General features: G+C 34.0%; 19 protein-coding genes. All 19 read right to left on the bottom strand.

Going from position 1 to position 18,606, the window contains the following annotated elements:
- Positions 1 to 33 precede the first annotated feature (33 nt).
- Positions 34 to 1,251, bottom strand: coding sequence for a polysaccharide pyruvyl transferase family protein (locus AC1Q8N_RS19730; protein ID WP_120451017.1), 1,218 nt, complete (start codon positions 1,249 to 1,251; stop codon positions 34 to 36).
- A 52-nt stretch (positions 1,252 to 1,303) separates the two neighbouring features.
- Positions 1,304 to 2,557 carry a lipopolysaccharide biosynthesis protein gene (locus tag AC1Q8N_RS19725; protein WP_493521334.1) on the bottom strand — a complete coding sequence of 418 codons (1,254 nt, stop codon included), beginning with the start codon at positions 2,555 to 2,557 and terminating at the stop codon, positions 1,304 to 1,306.
- Positions 2,523 to 4,049 carry an O-antigen polymerase gene (locus AC1Q8N_RS19720; protein WP_493521333.1) on the bottom strand — a complete coding sequence of 509 codons (1,527 nt, stop codon included), beginning with the start codon at positions 4,047 to 4,049 and terminating at the stop codon, positions 2,523 to 2,525. The genes AC1Q8N_RS19725 and AC1Q8N_RS19720 overlap by 35 nt, the downstream gene beginning before the upstream one ends.
- Before the next feature lie 139 nt (positions 4,050 to 4,188).
- Entirely contained in the window at positions 4,189 to 5,265 is a 1,077-nt protein-coding gene (gene gmd, locus AC1Q8N_RS19715; RefSeq protein WP_493521332.1) for a GDP-mannose 4,6-dehydratase, read from the bottom strand.
- A gap of 35 nt (positions 5,266 to 5,300) precedes the next feature.
- Positions 5,301 to 6,245 carry a GDP-L-fucose synthase gene (fcl, locus tag AC1Q8N_RS19710; protein WP_120451021.1) on the bottom strand — a complete coding sequence of 315 codons (945 nt, stop codon included), beginning with the start codon at positions 6,243 to 6,245 and terminating at the stop codon, positions 5,301 to 5,303.
- 27 nt (positions 6,246 to 6,272) lie between these two features.
- Positions 6,273 to 6,902: a sugar transferase gene (locus AC1Q8N_RS19705; RefSeq protein ID WP_479688828.1), complete on the bottom strand. Its 630-nt coding sequence runs from the start codon at positions 6,900 to 6,902 to the stop codon at positions 6,273 to 6,275.
- A 71-nt stretch (positions 6,903 to 6,973) separates the two neighbouring features.
- On the bottom strand, positions 6,974 to 7,855 hold the full coding sequence (gene galU / locus AC1Q8N_RS19700) for a UTP--glucose-1-phosphate uridylyltransferase GalU (RefSeq protein ID WP_493521331.1): 882 nt from the start codon (positions 7,853 to 7,855) through the stop codon (positions 6,974 to 6,976).
- Between the two features lie 240 nt (positions 7,856 to 8,095).
- Positions 8,096 to 8,863, bottom strand: a complete 768-nt coding sequence (locus tag AC1Q8N_RS19695; protein WP_493521330.1) for a tyrosine-protein phosphatase — start codon at positions 8,861 to 8,863, stop codon at positions 8,096 to 8,098.
- A 108-nt stretch (positions 8,864 to 8,971) separates the two neighbouring features.
- Positions 8,972 to 9,673 (bottom strand): CpsD/CapB family tyrosine-protein kinase, encoded by a 702-nt coding sequence (locus AC1Q8N_RS19690; protein WP_120451024.1) that lies wholly within the window; start codon positions 9,671 to 9,673, stop codon positions 8,972 to 8,974.
- Complete coding sequence (locus tag AC1Q8N_RS19685; RefSeq protein ID WP_120451025.1) at positions 9,663 to 10,406, bottom strand: YveK family protein; 744 nt, start codon at positions 10,404 to 10,406, stop codon at positions 9,663 to 9,665. Before AC1Q8N_RS19685 ends, AC1Q8N_RS19690 begins: the two co-directional genes overlap by 11 nt.
- A gap of 274 nt (positions 10,407 to 10,680) precedes the next feature.
- The gene (locus tag AC1Q8N_RS19680) at positions 10,681 to 11,358 is read right to left on the bottom strand and encodes a CpsD/CapB family tyrosine-protein kinase (protein WP_098819885.1); all 678 of its coding nucleotides are present in this window, start codon (positions 11,356 to 11,358) and stop codon (positions 10,681 to 10,683) included.
- A 366-nt stretch (positions 11,359 to 11,724) separates the two neighbouring features.
- Complete coding sequence (gene fabZ / locus AC1Q8N_RS19675) at positions 11,725 to 12,159, bottom strand: 3-hydroxyacyl-ACP dehydratase FabZ (protein WP_000931959.1); 435 nt, start codon at positions 12,157 to 12,159, stop codon at positions 11,725 to 11,727.
- 493 nt (positions 12,160 to 12,652) lie between these two features.
- Positions 12,653 to 13,654 (bottom strand): rod shape-determining protein, encoded by a 1,002-nt coding sequence (locus AC1Q8N_RS19670; protein ID WP_098067768.1) that lies wholly within the window; start codon positions 13,652 to 13,654, stop codon positions 12,653 to 12,655.
- 161 nt (positions 13,655 to 13,815) lie between these two features.
- A complete protein-coding gene (spoIIID, locus tag AC1Q8N_RS19665; protein ID WP_000544012.1) occupies positions 13,816 to 14,088 on the bottom strand; it encodes a sporulation transcriptional regulator SpoIIID in 273 nt (90 codons plus the stop codon).
- 308 nt (positions 14,089 to 14,396) lie between these two features.
- Entirely contained in the window at positions 14,397 to 14,531 is a 135-nt protein-coding gene (locus AC1Q8N_RS19660) for a hypothetical protein (RefSeq protein ID WP_000008907.1), read from the bottom strand.
- A 235-nt stretch (positions 14,532 to 14,766) separates the two neighbouring features.
- A complete protein-coding gene (gene spoIIQ, locus AC1Q8N_RS19655) occupies positions 14,767 to 15,672 on the bottom strand; it encodes a stage II sporulation protein SpoIIQ (protein WP_098048749.1) in 906 nt (301 codons plus the stop codon).
- Between the two features lie 162 nt (positions 15,673 to 15,834).
- The gene (locus AC1Q8N_RS19650) at positions 15,835 to 16,542 is read right to left on the bottom strand and encodes an ABC transporter permease (protein WP_493521329.1); all 708 of its coding nucleotides are present in this window, start codon (positions 16,540 to 16,542) and stop codon (positions 15,835 to 15,837) included.
- Positions 16,542 to 17,384, bottom strand: a complete 843-nt coding sequence (locus tag AC1Q8N_RS19645) for an ABC transporter ATP-binding protein (RefSeq protein ID WP_493521328.1) — start codon at positions 17,382 to 17,384, stop codon at positions 16,542 to 16,544. Before AC1Q8N_RS19645 ends, AC1Q8N_RS19650 begins: the two co-directional genes overlap by 1 nt.
- A gap of 180 nt (positions 17,385 to 17,564) precedes the next feature.
- Positions 17,565 to 18,572 carry a LytTR family transcriptional regulator DNA-binding domain-containing protein gene (locus AC1Q8N_RS19640; RefSeq protein WP_098048747.1) on the bottom strand — a complete coding sequence of 336 codons (1,008 nt, stop codon included), beginning with the start codon at positions 18,570 to 18,572 and terminating at the stop codon, positions 17,565 to 17,567.
- Positions 18,573 to 18,606 lie beyond the last annotated feature (34 nt).

The following is an 18,606-nucleotide window of genomic DNA, read 5'->3' as shown; positions in this document are numbered from 1 at the left end:
GACTATTCTCCTTATTTTTTAATATACCGTGTATTACGCTTCGTTCCTACCAATTTCTCGTAATAATTCCGATTGAATATTTGAAATTTCTCGATGTACATTATCAATTGGATAATTTCCAGCTTCAAGTATATTAATAATTGAATCATAAACCTCTCGTGATGAAAATTCTTGGACATCAAAAACATAGTCTCCTACGCCCATTAATTCAAAAGTACCCTTTGTCTTATATTGGTAAGCAAGAGCTAGTGTAGGTGTTCCGCTAGCTAAGGCAAATATTGTAGAGTGCATTCTACTTCCAATAAACACATCCATTTTTCCATATAAATTTACTAATTGTTCTGGCACATCAACTATTTTATCTAAATCTATAATAGAGCATTTATCGCTACCAATTTTATTTAATAATAGTTTTGAAACCTCTACATCAGTATCTCCTTCACCCACTGTAACTTGTGGAAAAATATAAAAACTTACATTTTTATATTTTTCTATTAAACTTTTACAGCAATCAGCGACTTTATTAACATATGATTCTATATCATTAAAATCAGAATTTTTCCTAGCAAATCTCCAATCTAAAAGTGTTAAGCCTACCTTATATGTAGATGTATCTGTCTCAATTTCTGTACATTTAACTTCTCTGGATGGCAAAATAAAACCAATATCAGGAATTTGCCTTACATTTTCCAACCCTAAGTTATCTAAAAGTTCTGTAGTGATTCTTTCCCGACTAATAAATGTATCCACATTTTGCAATACTGTTTTTACTAGCAGTTTATCAATTTTACTTGGTAATGGTCCTACACTTTGGGGGAAAGAGATAACTTTTTTATTCATCTTCTTAGCAAGCCAAACATGAAATAAAGAATTAAGTAAACCTACTCCTAATGGCCCTTTTCTTGAGGAATAGATATATCCTCCCCCCACACTAAATACTATATCTGCCTGTTCATAGTATTTTAAGACGTCTGAATTCCTACTGATTGAAAATTTCATATATTTCTTTAAACCACTAAAGTATCTTTGTAAGCTTGATTCATTTTTATTTAATGCCCAAATTGCTGGGACTGAATGAACATCATACTCTTTATAAAATTCTTCATTTTCTTTCCAATGGGACGACATTACGTAAATTTCAGCATTTTTATCATATGCCCTAATTAAATGAATCATTGATACAACTATCCCTGCATCTCCCCTATTATTTACAGAATAAGCATTTACAAGTAAGTATTTCTTTTTTTTCATTTTACACCTTTACCTTTTTCATATATTTATACTAACTATAACGTAAGCAAAACTAACTACGAACACTGATGACTTTATAAAAAATCAAAATAAAGTATCCAGTTAATATGAAAGTTGCTATTAAAATCCCTATAATTGCCCCGTTTATGCCATATAAGCTAGTCAAAGAAACGCCTGCACTTAGCGTAATAAATGCACATAACAAATTTCCTACAAAAAATGGCTTAGTAATATTCATCGCTCTTAACCCAATTACTGATGGTCTATTCGCTCCTAATAAAAGTTGATATAGACCAAAGAAAATTGTTAAATAAGCAAATTCACCATAACTATTTCCAAATAAGAATGGATATATAAAATAAGCTATCACTGTCGCAGCTACAATAACTATAAACAGGGGGAACATCCTATTTCTATAAAAATTATTAATATATTTTTTCAATTCCAAAGTACCTTGATTAAAAACAATCTTTGAAGCTTTTGGTGTAGCCTTATTTTCAAAAAGCACTAGTAAAATTGTTACTAAACCTAACAAATTCATGCTTGTACGTAATCCACCTAGTTCAACATCCGATATAATATTAGCTATTAAAACGAAATATCCTTGCGTACACGCCCAATAACATACGCTACCAATCACAGTCCATTTAGCATACTCCCAATGTATAAATAAGACTCTCTTTTGAGGTTTAAAAGTAGAGCCTTCTCCTCCATTTCTTTTCCTTTCACGTCTGACTAAAATAAACACTATTAAGATAGCAGTAAGATAGCTTATAAATAAAATGAACAAGCTGCTGCTAACATTTAATTTTGTTTGCATAATTATATTTCCCAATAAGAATGTTAAAACTAACGTAATACTTCCAATTAGTATGTACACTAGTTTATCAATAGCATAAAATACTTTGCGTATTAATTCATATATGCTCCACACAATAACGATCAAAATCCCAAAAAGCATTTCATATATATCCATTGATTTGACAAATACATGCAAAATTAATAATGAAATTACACCAAAAAAACAACTACTGATTATATTAAAAAGCAATAAATTTTTGATATATAGCTCTTTCATACTTTTGAATTTTGTTGGTAAAAAAACTAAAATGGGAGAAGCCCAAATACCCGTCACAATTAAAAAAACTAAACCTATACCTGAAAATATAATAATAAATTTTGCAAATTCATTAGGATTCAACAAATTTCCGTAAACTATTATGATAATAAAATTCAATAGAGAAGTTAAGGATTGTTCGATTAACCCTTTATTAAGTAATATTTTTTTGAGCTTTAGCATTAACATCTGTATTCATCCTAACCATAGATTCTGTCTTCTTTTTCTTATTACCAATTCCTAAGAAAAGCAATACTAGGATTATAGGTGCTATATCCTGTATATAATAAACCCAGAAATTAAATATATCCCCACGGATTAAACTAATAACCCTTACTATAGTTATGGTATAAATAAAGAAACAAATTACACTCTGATTCATGATAAATCTTTTATACATTACTCCTAAAACTAAAGCCAAAATGAACATTCCTACTATTATTCCCAATAGGCCGAAGTTTAAATACATCTCTCCAATATAAGAAACATTCACTTCAACATTGTTAGGATAATAAAAATGCGGGAAAAAGGTTTTTGTGAAATATGCCATAGCTCCATGCCCTTTTTCCGGATATAAACTTCGAGGTATTGGTGATACTAATGCAGCTAACAAAGTCTCGCCGTATAGAAAAGTATATTGTGCCTTATTCGCTAGTAAAGTCAATAAAGCATCAAACTGTAAAACATCATATCCTCCAAAGAAGTACCTCGGGAAATCTTTAATTGCATTAATTAAGATCGTAAACGTTGATAAATCATCATTAGCTTTGAAATACTTATCTCTCAAAACAACACGGTATACTATTACTACGAAAAAAAATAACGTGCCACCACCTATAATTGAGGTTGTAACACTTACTTGCTTCTTCAAATAGTGCACCATAATAAAAAGTGTCATTACTCCGTATAAAATTGCGGATCTTCCACCTGTTAACAGCAATAGGGCGATTGAAACTATTAAAAATATAAGCCATATTAACAGGTTTTTTTTATTATATCTTCTTTCACTTAATATCCTCGCAGTGTACACAAACAATAAAATTTTCGACATATTTGCAATCATTAACAAGTATCCTAAATCTTTCAAATACACATTCCTCAATGCCAAGGAATCTAAATAATTTGTTATACCACCAGCTCTTTCAAATAAAAATAGGATTGTACTTAATGTAAAGATTATTGAAACTACACCAAGTATATTTAAAATCCTACTTTGTAACACAGAATACAAATTCTCCTTAAATTTAGGTTTTATTTTTTCAAAATAGTCATGTCTTTTAGCCGATAGGAAGAAATGTAGTGTTATGTTATAAACAAATATTGATATTAGACAATAGAGATTTGCCTCATTAAATGCCCTAATTTCAACATCAGTTATAGGATGTACGTCAAATTCCCCTACACCTACCTCGCCAGTAAACAGAATATATACAGGTTTCAAAATGTATATAAAAATAAACAATACATTTGGAATAATAAAAGGAGAAAATATATCGAAGGTTTTTTGTACTCTCACATGATAGCCTATTGAAATTGCTATAATAAAACTAGACATTAATATACATATATATCCATAACCAAAAGAAAACCCATAATTAGAGTAATAAATATATATAGGCACTAGGATCCCTATTATAAAAGAAAAAAATAAACACATTCTCATTTGCTTTTGTTTAATCATTTTTTCACCATTATATTAAAGTACAAAAGATAAGTTTAATAATAAACTTATCTTTTGTACAAACTTTCTATATATTCTCAAAAACAAATCCTTGCTAAAGTCTTTTTCTAAAACTATGTTTTAAATAAAAAACAGGATATTAATCAAACATCTTTCTTAGCTTTTCTTCCTTCGCAACCTTCCTCATGTCTTCCACTACCATAATACGAACAAGCTCTTCAAATGATGTCTTTATTGGATTCCAACCTAATAACGTTTTCGCTTTTGTTGGATCTCCCAGTAATTGCTCAACTTCAGCTGGACGGAAGAATTTAGGATCTACTGCTACAAGTACTTTACCTGTTGCTTTATCGATACCTTTTTCTTCTACACCTTCTCCTACCCACTCAAGCTCAATACCTACATGTTTGAATGCTAATGTAGTGAATTCACGTACTGTATGCATTTCACCCGTTGCGATGACAAAGTCTTCTGGCTTATCATGCTGAAGGATTAACCACATACATTCTACGTAATCTTTTGCATAACCCCAGTCACGAAGTGAGTCTAAATTTCCTAAATATAATGTTTCTTGTTTCTCTTGTGCAATACGTGCTGCTGCAAGTGTGATTTTACGTGTTACGAATGTTTCACCACGACGTTCTGATTCATGGTTGAATAAAATTCCATTTACTGCGAACATATTATAAGATTCACGGTAGTTCTTTGTAATCCAGAAACCGTAAATTTTTGCTACACCATAAGGAGAACGTGGATAAAATGGCGTTGTTTCTTTTTGTGGTACTTCTTGTACTTTACCATATAGCTCAGATGTTGATGCCTGATAAATACGAGTCGTTTCTGTTAGTCCTAAAATACGAACCGCTTCTAAAATACGTAATGTTCCTACGCCATCTACATCTGCTGTATACTCAGGTACGTCAAATGACACTTTTACATGTGATTGTGCACCTAAATTATAAATTTCATCTGGACGAATTTCACTAATTAAGCGAATTACATTAGATGTATCTGTAATATCACCATAATGTAGGTGGAAATTTTCTTGATTATTTAAACCTTCAATTTCTTCATTTACTAGGCTCTCAATACGATCTAGATTATAAGAAGAACTACGACGAATAATACCGTGTACTTCATATCCTTTTTCTAATAAAAACTCTGCTAAATATGATCCGTCTTGTCCTGTTACGCCTGTAATAAGTGCTCTTTTCATAATATCCTCCAGTTATCTCTATTAATCTTTTATTATTATTTTCTTACTAATTCTTTTTCTGTCTGTAGAAACCAATCATATGCTTTCTTTAAACCTTCATCTAAAGAAGTCGTTGCCTTCCATCCTAATGCATTAATCTTAGTCACATCTACTAACTTACGTGGAGTACCATCTGGTTTAGAAGTATCAAAACGAAGCTCACCAGTAAAACCTACTGTAGCTTTCACTTTTTCAGCAAGTTCCTTAATTGATAAATCTTCCCCTACACCAATGTTTACAATTTCATTACCTTCATAGTTATTCATTAAATACACGCAAGCATCTGCTAAATCATCAGAGTATAAGAACTCACGTAACGGAGTACCTGTTCCCCAAACTTCTACAAACTCAGCATTATTTTCTTTTGCCTCATGGAATTTACGAATTAAAGCTGGTAATACATGTGATGTATGTAAGTCAAAGTTATCATTTTCACCATATAAGTTTGTTGGCATTGCTGAGATATACTTTGTACCGTATTGACGATTATATGATTCACACATTTTAATACCCGCAATTTTTGCAAGAGCATACGGTTCATTTGTTGGTTCTAATTCACCTGTTAATAAATACTCTTCTTTTAACGGCTGTGGAGCTAATTTCGGATAAATACAAGTACTACCTAAAAATAGTAACTTCTCTACACCTGAACGATAAGCTGAATCGATTACGTTCGTTTGAATCATTAAATTATCACGAATGAAGTCCGCTGGATATTGATTATTTGCAACAATCCCACCTACTTTAGCTGCTGCTAAAAATACATAATCAACTTTCTCTGTCTGGAAAAACTCTTCTACTTGTCTTGGATCACGTAAATCTAATTCTTTACTTGTTTTATATACTAAATTTGTATATCCTTGTTCTTCTAATTTACGTAAAATAGCCGAACCAACTAATCCACGGTGACCTGCTATATAAATTTTTGAACTTTTATCCATTTGTTTTTCTTCCTCTCTGTGTATAAATTAATAAGCACCTTTTCTTAATATAACTAATAGACATGTTTGAACTAATATTTTCAAATCTAATAAAAGAGATTGGTTATATACATAATATAACTCTATATCAACTCTCTCTGGATAACCTACATCACTTCTTCCACTAACTTGCCAATATCCTGTTAATCCTGGTTTAACAGATAAAAATTCGGATTTTCTTTGTCCATATTCTCGCAATTCCTCTTGCACCACAGGCCGTGGCCCAACAAGACTCATATCGCCTTTGAGAACATTAATAAATTGCGGCAATTCATCTAAACTTGTTTTCCTTAAAAATCTCCCAATACCAGTGATACGTGGATCTTCTTCTGGTTCAAGTTTATAATTATTTTCTACATATTTTTTATATAAAATTTCATTTTTCTTTAATTTACCCTCGGCATCCACTACCATTGAACGAAACTTATAAATGTAAAACTCTTTACCATCTTTTCCAATTCGTACTTGTTTGAAAAACACCGGCCCCTTTGCTTCTCCCCTCATATACATAATTGGTATTAATATAAATAATGGAGAAAAAATAATTAATCCAATAATAGCTCCTAGAATATCCATGCATCGCTTCGAAAAAATATACAGTGCCCCTGCCTGTTTAATCTCCTCAGAATTTTCTTGTGCTGATTCATTTACTAACCCTTGATTTTTCAACTTTCCACCCACCTTATATGCTAAGCATACATATTTTTTTCTCTAATTAATTCATCCATGTATTTCATTAATTCCACTTTTAATTCCTCATGCTGGAGCGCCATCTCAATCGTCGTCTTAATAAACCCAAACTTCTCTCCAACATCATAACGAGTACCTTCGAAATCATATGCGAACACACGCTGAATTTCATTTAACCGTTGAATGGCATCTGTTAATTGAATTTCTCCACCAGCACCTGTCTGTTGATTCTCAAGGAACATAAAGATTTCCGGCGTTAATACGTAACGCCCCATAATTGCTAAATTTGATGGTGCTGTACCTTGTGCTGGCTTTTCAACAAATTGACGTACTTGATAACGACGTTCATTTTGTTCAACTGGATCGATAATACCGTAACGATGTGTTTCATTTTCAGGTACTGTTTGTACACCAATAACTGACGACTGTGTACTTTCATATTGATCCATTAATTGACGTAAACATGGCGTCTCTGCTTGTACAATATCATCACCAAGTAATACCGCAAATGGTTCATTTCCAATAAACTTACGTGCACACCATACTGCATGTCCAAGCCCTTTCGGTTCTTTTTGTCTTATGTAATGGATATTAATTCTTGAAGAAGCTTGCACCTTTTCAAGCATTTCATACTTTCCTTTTTCTAAAAGGTTTTGTTCTAGTTCGAATGAATGATCAAAATGATCTTCAATCGCGCGCTTTCCTTTTCCAGTCACAATAATAATGTCTTCAATTCCTGATTCTATCGCTTCTTCTATTATGTATTGAATTGTCGGCTTATCGACGATCGGTAACATTTCTTTCGGCATCGCTTTCGTTGCTGGTAAAAATCTTGTTCCAAGACCAGCGGCTGGAATAATTGCTTTTCTTACTTTTTTCAATTGTATTCCCCCTACATCCTTTTATTTGTATGTAACAATAACAAAAACCCTACCTATAGAGTCATGTTTATAACTCCATAGGTAGAGTTTCTATACAAATAAATTATGGGCATCCAACCCATCCTCACGTCATACTCCCGACGACAAGCGTCTAAGGTAGGTTCGAAATAAAAATTTCTACCCACAGCACGACCGAGTGCCTCCGTTGATAACGGTTAGGAGACATCACCTGTTCTTTATTTAAAAGATGCCAAACAACTTTTTACGACGAATTTGTTCTGGATCTTCTTTATAAATTGCTTTCCCACTAATTATTAAATACGGATTCTCTCTTAAATCATTCATAACACTTGCACCGAATTCTTTCTCTATTAGTTCATAGCTTTCTGCTAGATGAAATCCTCTTGACGTTATGTTATGTGCATCTGATGCGATCATATGGGTTAAATTATGTTCCACAAGCTGCAATGAAAATTTTTTGATTTTTTTACCGAATTTACCTAGTAAACTACCTGCTGTCACTTGTGTTAATGCCCCTTTATTTACAAGGTTATATAACTTATCTGGCCGCTCGATTAACTCGGCATTACGTTCAGGATGAACGATAATTGGGATCATTCCTTTTACACGTAGTTCATAAAATAGTTGTTCTGCATAACGAGGTACATGATTAGATGGAAATTCAATGAATATGTATTTGTTTGTTTCATTTAAAGTAACGATTTTACCAGCTTCATAATCTTCTAATAAATCACCGTATAACCTGACCTCTTGCCCTGGTAAAACTTTCAGCGGGATTTCATGTTGCTCTAATTCATCATTTAATTGCTTCACTTGATGAATAATAGAAGTACGCTCATTTACATATTTTCCATTTTGATGATGTGGCGTTGCGACAATTGTATGTATTCCTTCTGCCACTGCTTGTTGTGCCATCGCTAAACTATCTGTTACTGTTTGTGCTCCATCATCGATACCAGATAAAATGTGGCAATGTAAATCAATCATTTGTTTCATCCTCCCTCTCTTATAGTAATCTCTTTTCCCTTGAATATGAGACATCTCATATTCAAGGGAAAAAAGGAGATATGTTCTATTCATATCTCACTCTCTTTATTAGTTTGCACCGTAATAATAATATAGACCTTGTTCACGTTCACGATCATTTAAAACGACGCCTAACAGTTTACCTTTAGCTGATTCTAACAACCCTTTTGCTTTTACTGCCGTTTCTTTCTCTGTCGATTCACTACGAACGACAAGAATAGAAGCATCACATACATTCGCCATAATCTGTGCGTCAGTTACAGCTAAAATTGGTGGTAGGTCAAAAATAACTAAATCATACATACTGTATGCTTGTGCAAGAAGCTCTTGCATCGATTTTGACCCTAACAATTCTGCTGGATTTGGTGGGATTGGACCACAAGCTAAAAAGTGTAAATTATCAACTGATGTTTTTTGTACACATTTTTCTAAACGTTCACTATGTGTTAATACATTCGTTAGCCCGAAAATATTATCGACTTGAAACATTTGATGCATCGCTGGCTTACGCATATCTGCATCAATTAATAATACTTTCTTTCCTTGTTGGGCAAATACGACTGCCATATTCGCTGTTGTCGTTGTTTTCCCTTCACTTGGGTTCGCAGACGTAACCATTAATGAATGTAAATTCGTATCTACTGCTGCAAATTCGATATTTGTTCGAATATTACGATACTGTTCTGAAATTGGTGATTTCGGTTGTTGATGAGCAATTAATTGACGACGTTGACGATGATTTTTTTTCTTTTTAAATAAATTAAGAGCCAATTGTTTGTCCCCTCACTTTTCTTGATGATGGAGCGTGTGATTTCACATTCGTTATTTCTTCATCCATACGAGCTACAATACCTAACACTGGTAAACCAAGTAAGTTTTCTACATCTTCTTCTTTTTTCACTGTGTTATCTAAGTATTCTAGTAAGAATGCAAGACCAACTGAAGCCATTAAACCAACAACAAAGGCAATTACTACATTTAACATTGGACGTGGCTTAATTGGAGATTGATTTTCTGCAACTTCCGCTTTAGATAGTACTGTTACATTATCCACATTCATAATTTTTGCAACTTCACCTTTAAATACATCTGCAGTTGCATTTGCAATATCTCGAGCTAATTTTGGATTTTTATCCTCAGCTGTTACAGAAATGACTTGTGAATCTCTTTCATTCGCAACATTAATCTTCTTCGTTAAAGCTTGTGGTGCCATATTTAAATTTAATTTTTCATTCACTTGCTCTAAGATTACTGGACTTTTAATAATAACCTTATATGTATTCGTTAATTGAATATTCGTTTGAACTTCACCAGCTTGAATCATTGCACCCTCTTGCTTCTTCTGATTAACAAGAATTTGCGTCGAAGATTGATAGATTGGTGTCATGAAGAAGAAGCTAATGATAGCACTTACTATAGCGGCACCAAAGGCGATTACGAGGATCATTGCTAAACGTTTTTTTAAAATATGAAATAACTCTTTCAAACTAATTGTTTCTTCCATAAGTTCCTCCAACTTTCTAAAATTTGCACATAACAAAAATTATAACATATAAATCTTACATTTTTTTATTTTAGTAATATCTATGTACGATTGTTATTTAAAAACATATATAATCTTACAAAATAATCTTAAATATGACAACACATTCCAACGATTTTCCAAAATTTCCTTTATATCATACTTTTCATATAATAAAATGCTAAATTTAACAAAAATTCAAAAAGCTGATAAAAATTTTTATCAGCTAGTAATTTACCATTATATATATTATATTCTAATAATATCCATATTGTTTCTTTTCTTCTCTTTTATCATTTAAAACGACACCAAGTATTTTACCGGACGCTTTGTCTAATATTTGCTTCGCTTTTACGATTTTGTCTTTTTCTGTTTTTTCACTGCGTACGACAAGTACGATTCCATCGCATTTATTCGCTAGTATTTGTGCATCGGTAACCGCAAGAACGGGTGGTGTGTCGATTAAAATAATATCAAACATGTTATATGCTTCTAGTAATAGCTCATCCATTACCCGGCTGCCTAATAGTTCAGCTGGGTTGGGCGGGATTGGTCCTGACGCCATTAAGTATACATTCTCTATATCTGTTTTTTGAATGCATTGCATCAATTTTGCTTGTCCTGATAATAGGTTCGTTAATCCATTTGAACTGTGAATGGCAAATAAGTTTTGAAGCGTCGGCTTACGCAAGTCAGCTCCGATTACTAAAACCTTCTTTCCTTGCTGGCCAAAAACAACTGCTAAGTTTGCGATTGTTGTTGTTTTCCCATCACCTGGATCTGCCGAGGTAACAATAATAGAACGAATATGATTATCTACAGATGTAAATTCAATATTTGTACGAATGTTACGGTATTGTTCTGTGATGCGTGATTTAGGCTCTTTATGCGTAATTAATTGTCGTAATGGTTTTCTTTTTTTTCTCCCGAACATGGTATGATCTCCTCTTTTCAAAATGCGACACTTTCCCCTTTATCTCTCTATGTCCGATATGCTACGCCCATTTTTCATTTACTAATACTGTTAAAATTCCCCATCACTTTCCTCTACAATTCATCATAACCAATCATCATAAGCTTTGTCCTATCTCATAACCTTCATAATGTGACAACCGCGTCTCTATTTTTATCGCGCTATCATTTATCTTAATTTCAAGATATTTATAGCGTCATTATATATGAATTTCCATTCATTTACAATAATAATTCTGACTAATCTGCATTTTAATATTTCGAACATAAAATACATGAATTAAAAAAATTCTTCCGCCTATTGCAGAAGAATTTTTTTAATTCACATCTATTCTTTTTTATCACCAATCGCAAATGTAATTTCAGCTTCACATGCAACTTCACCATCTACTGTTGCGATTGCTTTTCCTTTTCCGATTGGACCACGTACACGTGTCATTTCTACTTCTAGACGAAGTTGATCACCTGGACGTACTTGTTTTTTGAAACGACAATTGTCGATACCAGCGAAGAAAGCAAGTCTTCCGCGGTTTTCTTCTTTCTTTAATACAGCAACAGCGCCTACTTGTGCTAATGCTTCTACAATAAGTACACCAGGCATAACTGCATAGTCAGGGAAATGACCGTTAAAGAATTCTTCGTTTGCGGATACATTTTTAATTCCAACCGCTCGTTTTCCTTCATCTACTTCTAATATTTTATCAACAAGTAGAAATGGATAGCGGTGAGGAATGATTTCTTTAATTTGTTCTATATTTAGCATGTAACAATCGCCCCTTTTGTAATATTGGTCTTACCACTTGGACATATTGTTTATTATCCCATTTTGTTTATTGTTTGTCATTATAAAGTGACACTTTACTTCCTATTATAAAAAAATGCACACACTCTATTCCCTTAAAATAGCTGCATATACTTGCAACTGACACGGAGGTAGAAAAGAGTGTATGCCCAAATTAGGGAAAGGCAATATGTATTTGAACATGATTTGCCTTAATGTCGTATTCGACTCATTATATTATAAACGTTTTCAAATAAGGAAATATTAAATTTAACCATATATATGAATATTTTACCTATTCTCTTCGTTTTTCTTTATTTTCCTTCTATTTTCTCAATAAATTAAAATAAAATAAAAAAATAAAAGAATAAAAAAACAAAAAGAACTACGGTTCACACCGTAGTTCTTCTCATCTGCTTTGCTATTTGCGAGCTAATAAAAAGTGGGGGATACCCCCACTTTTTAGAGTTTTACCTTATCGCAGCGCACGACGTGGTAATTTATCGATATTCTCTAACATAATGCCTGTACCAACCGCAACGCAGTGCATTGGGTTTTCAGCAATTAATACCGGTACTTTTAGTTCTTCTGCTAGAAGCATGTCGATACCGTGTAATAAAGCTCCACCGCCTGTTAGAATAACACCGCGGTCGATGATGTCCGCTGATAATTCTGGTGGTGTGCGCTCTAGTACGCCTTTTGCAGCTTGTACAATGATAGCCGCGTCTTCTTTTAGTGCTTCTGTAATTTCTTCAGAGCATACTGTAATTGTACGTGGTAAGCCCGTTACCATGTCACGTCCGCGAATTTCAAGCTCTTCGCTACGTGCACCTGGGAATACTGTACCAACTTTAATTTTAATATTTTCTGAAGTACGTTCTCCAATTAATAGCTTATACTTACGTTTAACGTAGTTTAAGATCTCCATATCAAACTTATCGCCAGCCATTTTGATAGAGGAAGAGGTAACAATATCACCCATAGATAGTACAGCGATATCCGTTGTACCTCCACCAATATCAACAACCATGTTACCGCTTGGTTGGAAGATTTCCATACCAGCACCAACTGCGGCTACTTTTGGTTCTTCTTCTAAAAATACTGTTTTACCACCTGAACGTTCAGCAGCCTCACGAATTGCTTTTTGTTCTACTGATGTGATATTTGTTGGACAACAAATTAAAATGCGAGGTTTTGAAAAGAAGCTCTTTACGTCCAATTTGTTAATGAAATACTTTAACATCGCTTCTGTAATTTCGAAATCTGCGATTACACCATCTTTTAGTGGACGAATGGCTACAATATTACCAGGCGTACGTCCCACCATACTTCTTGCTTCTTCACCTACTGCTAATACTTTTCCTGTGTTACGATCAATAGCAACAACAGATGGCTCATTTAATACAATACCCTTACCTTTAACATGGATTAATACATTAGCCGTACCTAGGTCAATTCCGATATCTCGCGCAAACATTCCCGTTTTTTCCTCCTCGATATTCAAAATCAGGTTACACCCGAATTCTTTTACACCTAATTTCTGATTTTATCATAAATTTAACAGAAACGTAATATTCGCAAAAAGAATTCTTCTGAAAAATATTACCGAATTGACACGGAATGTTTGCGATCGCATATTTATTGACGGACCGGCTTTTCTACATCTTCTTTTCTATACTTTTGCTTTGTTGCTTCTCCGCCTCTTAAATGACGAATAGACTTATGGTAATCAAGGATTTCTTTCACTTCATTTGCGAGCTCTGGATTAATTTCTGGTAGACGTTCCGTTAAATCTTTATGGACTGTACTCTTTGATACCCCAAATTCCTTTGCAATGACACGCACTGTCTTTCTTGTCTCCACGATATACTTACCAATCTTGATAGTTCTCTCTTTGATGTAATCGTGCACACCACTCGCCTCCCTAAATTGGATGTGAGAAGTGTGAAATGAGCCTCGCTGCATACGACTAAGAAGTAAGTGTGAGTGCTGTTTGTAAGCGTTAAACATTCTTGGATTTATAATGAAATGATTCACGATTTCTCACCTCAAACACTCTCTTTGCTTTGGTTTATACCATTGTATTGCCCGCACTACTGATATATGCTACATGTTCACTATTTTTGCGGACTAAGTTAAGAAAAATTACGTTTTTTTGTGAGAAATACGTTAACATTGACTATTTTGACGAAAAAAAATGACACCTTGTATATAAGGCGTCATTCTTCTCGTTCCAATTCTTCTTCTAACAATTGATGGTGGGGAACCTCTTTCTTACTGGCAATATAATAATATAAAGTGAATAAAACAAACAATAAAATAATAGCAGTCGACAGAACAAACAAAAATGACACAGTATCCCCTCCCTTTTGTAATATATATTCGAGAATCTCGTCATTTTTCCTTGTTATTGCAACTTTTTTCTCGAAATTGAGTATTTTTATATAAAGTGAAGGCTTTTACGGGCAGTTGCCCCTAACCTAACTTCTTAGCTTTTACTGAATTTTGAAATAGGGGTCTTACTGCCCGTTAATGCGGGGTAAAAGTAAAAAATCAGCTCTCCTAGTGAGAACTGATTTTTTCACTTTCTTATTCTTGTGAAGAAGAACTGTTAGATGATTCTGTAGAACCATTTGTTGATTTTTCTTCTTTCTTCGGCTCTTCTTTTTTGTCACTAGTCGAACCGCTTGTTGATTTCTCTTCTTTTTGAGACTTGTCTTCTGTTTTATTTTCTGGTTTCGTGCTCGTTGACTTCTCTTCTTTTTGAGATTTGTCTTCAGCTTTTTTACCAGAAGCGTTCGTTGCCTTTGCAGCACCTGCATCAGCTTTAATTTCTGCTACTGACTTATTTAAGTAGCGCTCAGGGTTCACAGCCACGTTGTCTTTACGTACTTCAAAGTGAACGTGAGAACCTGCTTCTTTATTCATTGCACTTAGACCGGATTTTCCTAATATTTCACCTTGTGCAACTCGTGCACCTTTTTCTACTTTCACACTGCCTAAGCTTTGATAAGAAACTGCTACACCATTTCCACTATCAACTGTTACAACATAACCAAGAAGTGAATCTTTTTCAGCTTTCGTTACTGTACCACTTAAAGCAGCAGCTACATCGAATTCTTTTCCATTCTTCGCAGCAATGTCAATTCCTTTGTTCGGGGAATATGTGTTGTTATAAAAGACAAGTGCTTTTTCTTGTTCCGCCTCAGTTGCTGCATCTTCATAGAATTTCTTCTGTACGACTACTTCCGCACTCGCGGCTGCTGGCATTTTCACTACTTCTGAAGATTTCGTTACTGGTACTGCTGGATCTTCCGATTGTGTATACGGTGTTGCTTGATCTTGGTTCGGAGTCTTCTTCGGATTAGCTCCTTGGAACCATAGCGCAACCATTAAAATCACCGCTGCACAAGCAATGTATAGTGCCGGAAACACCCATCTTTTTTGAAATAAATGTACTACCTTTTGCGACTTTTTATTATTTCTTCCTCGCATTCCATCATCACCTCAGCAATCATTTTGAACAATATTCACGTATCCTATACAACGTATAACTAATTACTTTTCGACAAAATCTGTAAAAATATGTATAGTAATTGTAAAATTTCCGAGGAAATGATAGAAAAAATAAAAAACTGAGCACTTTCGGCTCAGTTTTTAGTCCAATTGTTTCTTTTTGTAAACTACAATGCAAAGAATAATTGAAAGCACGCACCAAATTATAATATTTATTAAATCGCCACTAACAGTTGAAAAACCTTTTCCAGCCAATAGCTTCGGCATTGCATCTGCAAGATGTTTCGTTGGAAGAAAATCGATTGCCTTTTTTACAAACTCACTTTTAATAAATCCACCTAACATTGGAGCTAGAAGAAAAATAAATAGAATCGGCATACCTACTACTGATGTTGACGCCGTTGTTTTAGCTATTAACCCAATCGCCGTACCTAACATAAGGAAGAAAAATATACTAGCAAGTAAAAATAGAACGATTAAAACCATATTCCCCTTCATTACCCCTAAAATAGCAAAGTTACTAATACAAATTACAAATGTAATAAGACCTGTTAATGCGCTTTTCCCTAATAATACTTCTAACGATGATGCTGGTGACAACATCATCACACGTAGTGTGTGCTTTTCTTTTTCTTCCGCAATTAAAGCTGCTTGAACAAAGCTTCCTACCATTGTTAAGGCCATTAAAGTTACCATATTAGCGATTTGTTCTTTCGGTCCATCCATCTGTTGATAAACAAAAGAAAATACAAGTGGCAGTGCTGCCATTACGAGTACAGATGCATTTGCTTTAATATCCTGTACCTCTTTCCGAAAAATAGCTGAAAATCGTCTCATTGAAAATGTCATTATAATCCCCTCCCAGTAACTTCAATAAAGATATCGCCTAGCGTTGGTTCATGTGAATGAATCGATAGTAATTCGCCCTTTTTCATCCATTCTGAAATGCGTTTTGCACCTAATTCATCTTTTTGCACGACTTCTTTTTGCTTATCTTTTAATACGACTTGTATTTGATCTTTCGCGTATTGTAAGCGAAGGTTTTCCGGTGTATCAAGCGCTACAATTTCTCCGCCGCACAGAAAGGCTATGCGGTTACAAAGTGCCTCTGCCTCTTCCATATTGTGAGTCGTTAAGAAAATCGTTGTTCCTTCTTTATTTAAGTCTTTTAAGATTTTATGAATGTTTTGTACGTTTACTGGATCAAGTGCAGATGTTGGTTCGTCTAAGAAGAGGATATCTGGTTTATGAAGGATTGCTCTAGCTAGTGTGACGCGCTGCTTCATTCCTTTTGATAATTTCTTTACTAATGTTTTTTTATCATCTAATAGATTCACTTGCGCTAGCACTTCATCGATTCGTTCTTTTTTACAATCGTATAAGTCGCAAAATAATAGTAAGTTATCATAAATGCTAAGTCTTTCGTATAAGCCGCTATTGTCTGTTAAAATACCGATTCGTTTATAATCGATGCTGCTTGGTCCTGTAATATCTTTACCTAGTACCCTCACTGTTCCAACACTATGCAGCAATTGAGAAGTTAAAATCTTTACTGTTGTCGTTTTTCCAGATCCACTCGGTCCGAGGAATCCAAAAATTTCTCCTTGCTTCACTTCAATATTTACATTTCGAAGTGCCGTTTTTTCGTTGAAACTTTTCATTACATCTTTCATTTCAATTGCCAATGTCATCTCGTCATCCCCTTTGTTTTTTCTTTTATAGATGAAAGTCGCTTTAGCGCTTTTCGTTTGTTTGTTTCGCTTTTCTTGACTCAATCATATGAAAAACAAAGAGATTACGCAGTAAAATACCGGTAAAAGGAGTATTTTTACCGGTGAATGAATCATATTTTGAGCTTATTGGAGTAATTTTTATAGCCCAATCACACCTTTTAATTCATCCATTCGTCCTTTTGAAAGCGGAATTGAACTTTTTCTTTCGTCATCCAAAATTAAACTAAAGCTATTACGAGTCCACGTAATGACTTCTCGTACTCTTTGTAAATTCACAAGGTACGAGCGATGACATCTAAAGAAACCAAAACCTGTTAATCTCGTTTCTAATTCACTTAATGTTAATGCACATACGAAATCACCTTCGCGCACATGGATATGTGTCACTCCGTTTTGCGTTTCAATGAAATGAATTTCCATCGGATCAAGTAAAATAATTTTATCGTTCACTTTCGCTGGAATTCTTTCAAGTTTCATTTGCGGAATCATTTGAACAACCTTTTCTTCATCCACCTCTTCAATTTCTTCTTGTTCGATTTCTATTTTCTTCACACCATCATTGTTTAATATGTATACATCTTCTGTTAACGAAAGGGCGTCCGATAGAAAGGATGACGTTATAAAAATCGCCTTTCCTTTCTCCTTCATTGCCATAATCGCTTTTCGAATAATAATTGTGCTCTCTGTATCTACATTTTGCTCTGGCTCTTCCAAAACAACTAAATCCGGATTATGAATCATCACTCGCCCGATATGAAGGCGACGTTTCTCTGAAAATGATAGTTTTTCTATTTTAACGTTTAACTTATCTAAAAGGCCGACATATTGTACTACTTCTTCCGTGCCCATATTTGATTCATAAAGTCCTATTAAGAACTTGAAGTATTCCTTTACCTTCAAACGTTCGTATGCTTCATCTTTCAAAAAACAAAAGCCGATGCGAGAATAATTTTTCTTTCCAATCGATTCCCCCTCAAATAGCACGTTGCCAGTTGAAGCTTCTTCCTCACCAATAATGATGCGGTGCAATACTTTAGCTGTATGGTTATTACATTGCAAAACAACGCATTGTCCCTTCTCAACCTTCAGTTCAACTGCCGGTAACTGATTCGTCTTTCCTAACTGTTTTAACTCCAGTAGTGCCATTTCGTCTCCCCCGAATGCTTTTTATCACATTATA

The sequence above is a fragment of the Bacillus sp. GW823-FHT06B01 genome (assembly GCF_058952315.1).
Note: the sequence above shows the minus strand (reverse complement) of the source record. Positions and strands in the feature narration are given on the sequence as shown.

Bases quoted from the DNA above. Each gene is read 5' to 3' on its own strand.
- AC1Q8N_RS19670 (WP_098067768.1), bottom strand. From the start codon at position 13,654: ATGTTTGCGCGAGATATCGGAATTGACCTAGGTACGGCTAATGTATTA.
- AC1Q8N_RS19685 (WP_120451025.1), bottom strand. From the start codon at position 10,406: ATGGAAGAAACAATTAGTTTGAAAGAGTTATTTCATATTTTAAAAAAA.
- AC1Q8N_RS19640 (WP_098048747.1), bottom strand. From the start codon at position 18,572: ATGGCACTACTGGAGTTAAAACAGTTAGGAAAGACGAATCAGTTACCG.
- gmd (WP_493521332.1), bottom strand. From the start codon at position 5,265: ATGAAAAGAGCACTTATTACAGGCGTAACAGGACAAGACGGATCATAT.
- AC1Q8N_RS19720 (WP_493521333.1), bottom strand. From the start codon at position 4,049: ATGATTAAACAAAAGCAAATGAGAATGTGTTTATTTTTTTCTTTTATA.
- AC1Q8N_RS19730 (WP_120451017.1), bottom strand. From the start codon at position 1,251: ATGAAAAAAAAGAAATACTTACTTGTAAATGCTTATTCTGTAAATAAT.
- AC1Q8N_RS19645 (WP_493521328.1), bottom strand. From the start codon at position 17,384: ATGACATTGGCAATTGAAATGAAAGATGTAATGAAAAGTTTCAACGAA.
- spoIIQ (WP_098048749.1), bottom strand. From the start codon at position 15,672: ATGCGAGGAAGAAATAATAAAAAGTCGCAAAAGGTAGTACATTTATTT.
- AC1Q8N_RS19650 (WP_493521329.1), bottom strand. From the start codon at position 16,542: ATGACATTTTCAATGAGACGATTTTCAGCTATTTTTCGGAAAGAGGTA.
- fcl (WP_120451021.1), bottom strand. From the start codon at position 6,245: ATGGATAAAAGTTCAAAAATTTATATAGCAGGTCACCGTGGATTAGTT.
- fabZ (WP_000931959.1), bottom strand. From the start codon at position 12,159: ATGCTAAATATAGAACAAATTAAAGAAATCATTCCTCACCGCTATCCA.
- AC1Q8N_RS19680 (WP_098819885.1), bottom strand. From the start codon at position 11,358: ATGTTCGGGAGAAAAAAAAGAAAACCATTACGACAATTAATTACGCAT.
- AC1Q8N_RS19725 (WP_493521334.1), bottom strand. From the start codon at position 2,557: ATGTTAATGCTAAAGCTCAAAAAAATATTACTTAATAAAGGGTTAATC.
- AC1Q8N_RS19695 (WP_493521330.1), bottom strand. From the start codon at position 8,863: ATGATTGATTTACATTGCCACATTTTATCTGGTATCGATGATGGAGCA.